Below are 7,510 nucleotides of genomic sequence, written 5' to 3'. Positions count from 1 at the left end.
TTGCCCTTGCCGCCGCGCAGATTGGGCTGGCGGCTGGGTTGGCGCGGGGCGTTGATGTGGCCCGGGGTGCCGGGGCCGCCGCCGCCGCGGGCGTTGCCCTTCTGGGCCTGTTGCTTGCGCTCCTCGGCCGTGGGGTAAGGCACCAGGCAGTGGGCGCCACCGCCGATCAGGTCGGTGCGACCCATATTGGTCAGCGCCTCACGCAGGATGGGCCAGTGCTTGGGGTCGTGGTAGCGCAAAAAGGCCTTGTGCAGCTTGCGGCGGTAGGCGTCGCGGACATTGTCGACGATCTCGGAGCTGCGGCTGACCTTCTTGAGCGGGTTGCGGCGGGTGTGCCACATGGTGGTCGCCATGGCCATGGGGGTGGGCGTGAAGGCCTGCACCTGGTCGGGACGGAAATTGTTCTTCTTCAGCCAGATGGCGAGGTTGAGCATGTCCTCGTCGCTGGTGCCCGGGTGGGCGGCGATGAAATAGGGAATCAGGTACTGCTCTTTGCCGGCCTGCTTGCTGAAGCGGTCAAACAACTCGCGGAAGCGCTCGAAGGCGTCCACGCCGGGCTTCATCATCTTGCTGAGCACGTTTTCCTCGGTGTGCTCGGGCGCGATCTTTAGGTAGCCGCTGACGTGGTGGGTGACCAGTTCCTTGACGTATTCGGGCGAGCGCACGGCGATGTCGTAGCGCAGGCCAGAACCGATGGTGATCTTCTTGACCCCCGGTATGGCGCGCGCCTTGCGGTAGAGCTGGATCAGCGGCGCGTGGTCGGTATTGAGATTCTCGCAGATGCCGGGGTAGACGCAGCTGAGCTTGCGGCAGGCGGACTCGATCTTGGGGTCTTTGCAGGCCAGCCGGTACATATTGGCGGTGGGGCCGCCCAGGTCGGTGATATGGCCCTTGAAGCCCTTGGTCTTGTCGCGGATCTCTTCGATCTCGGTGAGGATGGATTCCTCGGAGCGGCTCTGGATGATGCGGCCTTCGTGCTCGGTGATGGAGCAGAAGGTGCAGCCGCCAAAGCAGCCACGCATGATGTTGATGGAGAAGCGGATCATCTCCCAGGCCGGGATATGGGCGTTGCCATAGCTCGGGTGGGGGTTGCGGGCGTAGTGCAGGCCGAAGACATGGTCCATCTCGGGCGTGGTGAGCGGGATGGGCGGCGGGTTGATCCAGACGTCGCGGTCACCGTGCTGCTGCACCAGGGCGCGGGCGTTACCGGGGTTGCTCTCCAGGTGCAGCACCCGGCTGGCATGGGCGTACAGCACCGGGTCGTTCGCCACCATCTCGTAGGCGGGAATACGGATCACGGTCTTGGCGCGGGCGTTCAACTTGGCGCGGACCCGCTCGGCCTTGCTGAGGATGCGGATGGGCTGCACGCCCTCGGGCAGGACTTCGCCAGCGATCTGCTTGGGTTTTTCGGGCTCCATGGCGTACGGGTCCGGATGGGCATCGACCCGGCCCGGGGTATCCACGGTGCTGGAATCTTCCTGGCTCCATTCGGCATCCGGCCGCCAGCCTTGCGGGGCGATAAAGGCGGTGCCACGGATATCGCGCATATCGCGCAGCTTCTCGCCGGCGGCGGCACGCTGGGCGACCTCGACCAGGGCGCGCTCGGCGTTGCCGAACAAGAGGATGTCGGCCTTGGAATAGATCAGGGCGGACTGGCGCACCTTGTCGCTCCAGTAGTCGTACTGGGCGATGCGGCGCAGACTGGCCTCGATGCCGCCGATCATGATCTGCACACCGGGGTAGGCTTCGCGGCAGCGCTGCGAGTAGACGGTGACGGCGCGGTCGGGGCGCTTGTCCGGCGCGCCGTGCGGGGTGTAGGCGTCGTCGGAGCGGGGTTTGCGATCAGCCGTGTAGCGGTTGATCATCGAATCCATATTGCCGGCAGTGACGCCGAAGAAGAGGCGCGGCCTACCCAGCGCCTTGAAGGCTTCGGCACTGTCCCAGGCCGGCTGGGCGATGACGCCCACGCGCAGGCCCTGCGCTTCCAAAAGGCGGCCGATCAGGGCCATGCCGAAGCTCGGATGGTCGATATAGCAGTCGCCGCTGACCAGGATGACGTCGCACTCGTCCCAGCCCAGGGCATCCATCTCGGCGCGGCTCATGGGCAGCATGGGCGCAGGCCGGCGCGGCTCTACACCGGCGGGCAGTTCAAAGATGGGCTTGGGGCTGTCAGACATGGTTCGATCAAAAACTTGGCGCAATCGGTGATTTTCTCAGAAATGACCGCCCAAGTCTGCAAAAACTGTTTGATTTCATTGAGATAGGCAATAGCACCAAGTGCTGCAAGGGTTTAGCCCGACCAGTTGCCAACGGCAGGCGCGGTACACTGGCGGCCTATCCCTCACCCCTGATCTGCCATGAACGCCGTCATCTACCACAACGCCCGCTGCAGCAAATCCCGCGAGACCCTGGCCCTGTTGGAACAACAGGGCGTTGAAACCGAGGTGGTCTACTACCTGGAGACGCCACCCGACGTGGTGACCCTGGAGCGGCTGCTGAGCCAGCTGGGCTTTACCGACCCGCGCCAGCTGATGCGGCAGAAGGAAGATGAATACGCGGCACTGGACCTGGCCAACCCGGCGCGCAGCCGTTCGGAGCTGCTGGCGGCCATGGTGGCCCACCCCCGCCTGATCGAGCGGCCCATCGTGGTTGTGGGCGAACGCGCCGTCCTAGGCCGGCCGCCGGAGGCGGTGCTGGTGTTGCTTTCGCGCTAAGGGCCGGCAGGAATATATAGGCTGCCCACCCCTCCCCGGCTATGATCCCGCTCGCCGCCAGGCCTGAACTCAGTGCCTGGCGGGAATACCTATAAAACCATACTTGGGAGACTCTCCATGCGCCGCCTCTACGCGCTATCGGCCGCCCTGGCCCTGACTGCCTGCGCCACCAAGGCACCGCCCTACAGCCCCGCCATTGCCAACCTCTCCAAGCTGGAAACCATGCAGCCGGCCAAGGTCGGCGAGATCAAGGTCGCCCAGGACAAGCTCAACAGCATCGGCCTGCGCGGTTCGAGCATGACTTCGCCGGTGGGCGCCGGCTATGGCGACTACCTGAAGGACGCCCTGGCCCAGGAGCTCCGGCTGGCCAACAAGCTCAATGCCGATGCCAGCACGGTGATCAGCGGCGAGTTGCTGGAGAACGATGTGGACGCGAGCGGATTTTCCACCGGCCATGGCAAGGTCAGCGCCCGCTTCACGGTGAAGAAGCAGGACCAGGAAACCTACAACAAGCAGAAGACAGTCGAAAGCCAGTGGGAATCGTCGTTTGCCGGCCCGATTGCGATCCCGGCCGCGATGAACAACTACCCGCTGCTGATCCAGCGCCTGCTGGCTGCGCTGTACGACGACCAGGACTTTGTCGCGGCAACGCGCTAGGAGGAGACCATGTTGAACATTGCACGCCTGAAGACGCCTTGCCTGGCGGGCCTGGCCCTGCTGCTGGGTGCCTGCGCCCACCCCATCGTGATCAGCCCGACACCCGAGGCGATCCGCGGCCCGGTGGGCGGTACCAAGATCGAGAAGCAGGTGGCGTACGTGATCTCGCCGGAAAACCGTGCCAAACAGGTGGAAACACCCGGCGGCGGCGGCGACAAGATCAGCTACTTCCCCTACCGCGACCTGGAGGTGGCCCTCTACCAGTCGCTGTCCGAGGTGTTCCAGAAGGTGCGCGTTGTGGCATCCCCCAAGGAAGCGCAGCAGCAGGCTGACGTGGACTTTGTGCTGATCCCGACCTTGAGCACGACCTCCTCGTCGAGCAGCATCATGACCTGGCCGCCGACCGACTTTCAGCTGACGATTGATACCCAGGTGGTGGACCGCCAGGGGGCGAAGCGCTGGGAGGGCACGGTCAGCGGCAAGGGCCATGCCGAGTTCAGCGAGTTTGTGAAGGACTACCCGCTGGCGGCGCGGCGTGCCTCGGCCGAGGCGATCAAGCAGTTCCGCGACAGCCTGAGCAAGGCGAGCCCGCAGTTTGAGGGCGCCAGCCCACAAGCCGCGGTGAGCGTGACCGCCCTGGCGGTGGCACCTGCCCAAGCAGCTCCAGCCGTTGTGGCTGCAGCCCCGGCACCCGCCGCTGTTGCCGTTGCAGCCCCCGTGGCCGCGCCAGTCGCTGTAGCACCGGCCCCGGTTGCGGTCGCCGCGCCTGCCAAGGTGGCAGTTGCGGCTGCCGCGCCCGCACCGGTCACCGTGAGCAATGCCTCGGCACAGGCCCTGGGCTTTGACCCGAGCAAGGCCAAGCAGGGCCCCTGGTCCTACGAGGTGGAACAACTGGCCAAGCTGCAAGGTTGTGTGGGCTCCGGCGCCTGGCTGGTGGCCAAGGAAGAGTGGACCGAGCGCTACATTGTGAGCTGTGAGCGTGGCGGTACCTTTGTCGCCAGCTGTAACCGCGACGGCGCCTGCCTGGCCGGTTAAGCACCGCAAGCAGGATGGGCGATCGGGCCGGGTATGCGTAGCGCGTACCCGGCCCGATGACTTTGGTGGCGTGCAAACGGTAAGCTTGCGGCATGACCCACCACCTCTCCCTCGCCAGCGCCCGAGCCCTCCACCTTGCCGCCCAGGGCCTGTTGCGGCCACCGCGGCGGAAAGCGGTGAAGGCCGACGTGCTGGCCGCCATCAAGCGCATGGCGCTCTTGCAGATCGATACCATCCACGTGGTGGCGCGCAGCCCCTACCTGGTACTGTTCAGCCGGCTGGGCAGCTACGACCCGAACTGGCTGGAGCAGACTCTGGCCGAGGGCAGTATTTACGAGTACTGGGCGCATGAAGCCTGCTTTGTGCCGACGCGGGACTATGGCCTCTTGCGCCACCGCATGCTGGACCCGGCGGGCATGGGCTGGAAGTTCTCGGTGCGCTGGATGGAGACGCACAAGGCGGAGATCGAAGCCTTGATCGCGCAGATACGCGAGCGCGGACCGGTGCGCTCTGCCGACTTCGAGCGCCAGGGCGGTGCCAAGGGCGGCGGCTGGTGGGACTGGAAGCCGGAGAAGCGGCACCTGGAGGTGCTGTTCACCGCTGGCCGGCTGATGGTGGCCGAGCGCCGCAATTTCCAGCGCATCTACGACCTGGCCGAGCGGGTGATTCCGCACTGGGACGATGCGCGCGACCTGCCTACGCCGGCAGCGGCACAGGCCGAGATGGTGCGCCGTTCGTGCCAGGCGCTGGGGGTGGTGAAGGCTGGCTGGGTAGCCGACTACTACCGGCTCAAGCGCGGCAAGTACGAGGCGGCGCTACATGCGCTGGCCGATGCCGGTGAGCTGATACCGGTGCGGATAGAGGACAGCAAACACGACGCCTATGTGCACCGCGAGCTGGCGCCGCTGCTCGCAGAGGCCGAGGCGGGCAAGCTGCAGTCGACCGTGAACACGCTGCTCTCGCCCTTTGACCCGGTAGTATGGGACCGCAAGCGGGCGGTGGAGCTGTTCGACTTTGACTACCGGCTGGAGTGCTACACCCCGGCGCCCAAGCGCAAGTACGGCTACTTTGTGCTGCCCATACTGAGCCGCGGCAAGCTGGTGGGGCGGTTGGACGCCAAGGCGCACCGCAAGGAGGGTGTCTTCGAGGTGAAGGCGCTCTACCTGGAGCCCGGCGTGCGGCAGAGCCAACGGCTGGTGGAGGATGTGCGCACGGCGATACAGCGCTGTGCGGAATGGCATGGCACGGGGCGTTTTACGGTGGGTGAGGCACCGGGTGGAATGGCGGCGGCATTGATGGCTGGCGACTGATATCGGTTCCTTCGATAGCTGAGTTAGCCTCGCCGCCCGTTCTCAAGCCCCCACTTGCCCGGTTAGGATGCCGCACCGATCACAAAGAAGACGAGTGCAGCATGGCGAGGGACGAAGGCAAGCAGGCGGCGCTGGCGCAAGCCCAGCAGTGGCTGAAGGACAATCAGATCGACTACCTCCTGGCGCAGTTCGTGGACATCCACGGCGCGGCCAAGACCAAGGTGGTGCCGGCGCGCCACCTGGACATGATTACCCACACCGGGGCGGGCTTTTCGGGCTACGCGATCTGGGGTACGGGCATCGCCCGCAACGGTGGCGACTACTACGCCCGCGCCGACCTGGCGACGCTCGCGCCGGTACCCTGGCTCAAGGGCTATGCGCGGGTGGTGGGCGACGGCCATGTGCATGGCCAACCGCACCCGCTGTGTTCGCGCGTGCTGCTCAAGACCCAGCTGGCGCGCCTAAGCGAGCGTGGCTGGACGCTGAATACCGGGCTGGAGCCGGAGTTCATCCTCCTCAAGCGTACCGCCGATGGCGACTACCGCCCCGCCGACGAGCTCGATGTGCTGGACAAGGCCAGCTACGACTACAAGGGCCTGAGCCGTAGTGCCAACCGGCAGTTCCTGGAACAGGTGACCGAGGCCATGGCGGCGGTGGGTGCCGATGTGTACCAGATCGACCACGAGGACGCGCCAGGCCAGTATGAAATCAACTATGTGTATAGCGATGCGCTGAGCAGCGCCGACCGTTATATCTACTTCAAGATGGCGGCGAGCTTTGCGGCTGAGCAGCTGGGCATGCTGTGCAGCTTTATGCCCAAGCCCTTTGCGGACCGGGCCGGGTCTGGCCTGCACTTTCATGTATCGATAGCCGATGCGGCCGGTACCAACCTGTTCGAGGACAAGGCGGACGCCAACGGTTACGAGCTGAGCCAGCTGGGTTACCACTTCCTGGCCGGCATACTGCACCACGCCCCAGCCCTGACCGCCCTGTGCGCACCGACGGTGAACAGCTACAAGCGGCTGGTGGTGGGCAACTCGCTCTCCGGCGCGACCTGGGCGCCGGCCTATATCGCCTACGGCGACAACCGCACGGTGCTGGCCCGCTGCCCCGGCGGCCGTATTGAATGGCGCTTGGCCGATGCGGGTGCCAACCCCTATCTCGTCACCGCCGCGCTGATCGCCGCCGGCCTAGACGGCATAGACCGCCAGCTGCAACCGGGCCGCAAGGTGGACGACGACCTGTACGAGTACGACGCGCAGCAGCTCGCCCAGGCCGGCATCGCCTATGTGCCGCAGAACCTGGGCGAGGCGGTGGACGCGCTGGCGCGCAACACAGTGCTGGCCGAAGTACTGGGGCAGGACTTTGTGGACGAGTTCGTACGGCTCAAGCGGATGGAGTGGGTGGAATACTCACGCCATGTCTCGGATTGGGAGCGTAAGCGCTACGCCGACTTTTTCTAGCGATCGCTCGGCCGACTCAGGAAACTGGGCGGGTAATAGAGCATCCGGCAGTTGGTACTCAGTTGCGCCTTCGCTTTCGTATCGCCTACTCCCCCGCCCTCGCCGCCGCGACTGCGTGGTTGTTGCCCCTTCAGGGGCTTACAACCACGGCGTAGTGCTCTGCGGGGATTGCGTCCTGCGAAAGGCCCCGGCTCAGCCGCTGACCGGCGAGCAGATTTCCACCAGATAGCCGTTGAGGTCGCGCACGTAGCCGACCACCTGACCCCAAGGCTTGGCCTCGGGGGTTTTGAGCGCTTGCGCGCCGTGGGCGATGGCATGGGCGTAGGCGGCT

At 65.6% G+C, this 7,510-nt stretch carries 6 protein-coding genes; 5 read left to right on the top strand and 1 reads right to left on the bottom strand.

The genetic code is table 11. The features are described from left to right. A partial coding sequence (locus tag VIM95_RS11870) for a YgiQ family radical SAM protein (RefSeq protein ID WP_331985911.1) occupies positions 1-2,177 on the bottom strand: 2,177 nt, incomplete at its 3' end. Positions 2,178-2,357: 180 nt separating this feature from the next. On the opposite strand from VIM95_RS11870, the gene arsC reads away from it, so the two are divergent. The 5 genes from arsC to glnT all read left to right on the top strand — a co-directional run bounded on the left by arsC (position 2,358) and on the right by glnT (position 7,179). Then, a complete protein-coding gene (arsC, locus tag VIM95_RS11865) occupies positions 2,358-2,714 on the top strand; it encodes an arsenate reductase (glutaredoxin) (protein WP_331985909.1) in 357 nt (118 codons plus the stop codon). Between the two features lie 117 nt (positions 2,715-2,831). Beyond that, positions 2,832-3,371: a hypothetical protein gene (locus tag VIM95_RS11860; RefSeq protein ID WP_331985907.1), complete on the top strand. Its 540-nt coding sequence runs from the start codon at positions 2,832-2,834 to the stop codon at positions 3,369-3,371. Positions 3,372-3,380: 9 nt separating this feature from the next. Beyond that, entirely contained in the window at positions 3,381-4,406 is a 1,026-nt protein-coding gene (locus VIM95_RS11855) for a hypothetical protein (protein WP_331985905.1), read from the top strand. Positions 4,407-4,498: 92 nt separating this feature from the next. Beyond that, complete coding sequence (locus tag VIM95_RS11850) at positions 4,499-5,716, top strand: winged helix-turn-helix domain-containing protein (protein WP_331985903.1); 1,218 nt, start codon at positions 4,499-4,501, stop codon at positions 5,714-5,716. Between the two features lie 101 nt (positions 5,717-5,817). Next, positions 5,818-7,179, top strand: coding sequence for a type III glutamate--ammonia ligase (glnT, locus tag VIM95_RS11845; RefSeq protein WP_331985901.1), 1,362 nt, complete (start codon positions 5,818-5,820; stop codon positions 7,177-7,179). The last annotated feature ends 331 nt before the right edge of the window (positions 7,180-7,510 follow it).

Source organism: Chitinimonas sp. (assembly GCF_036568685.1).
GTDB lineage: Bacteria > Pseudomonadota > Gammaproteobacteria > Burkholderiales > Chitinimonadaceae > Chitinimonas.
The sequence above is the reverse complement of the archived record's forward strand: the minus strand, read 5'-3'. Positions and strand labels throughout refer to the sequence as shown.

Excerpts from the sequence above, each read along its gene's own strand:
- arsC (WP_331985909.1), top strand. The coding sequence starts at position 2,358 with ATGAACGCCGTCATCTACCACAACGCCCGCTGCAGCAAATCCCGCGAG.
- VIM95_RS11860 (WP_331985907.1), top strand. The coding sequence starts at position 2,832 with ATGCGCCGCCTCTACGCGCTATCGGCCGCCCTGGCCCTGACTGCCTGC.
- VIM95_RS11855 (WP_331985905.1), top strand. The coding sequence starts at position 3,381 with ATGTTGAACATTGCACGCCTGAAGACGCCTTGCCTGGCGGGCCTGGCC.
- VIM95_RS11850 (WP_331985903.1), top strand. The coding sequence starts at position 4,499 with ATGACCCACCACCTCTCCCTCGCCAGCGCCCGAGCCCTCCACCTTGCC.
- glnT (WP_331985901.1), top strand. The coding sequence starts at position 5,818 with ATGGCGAGGGACGAAGGCAAGCAGGCGGCGCTGGCGCAAGCCCAGCAG.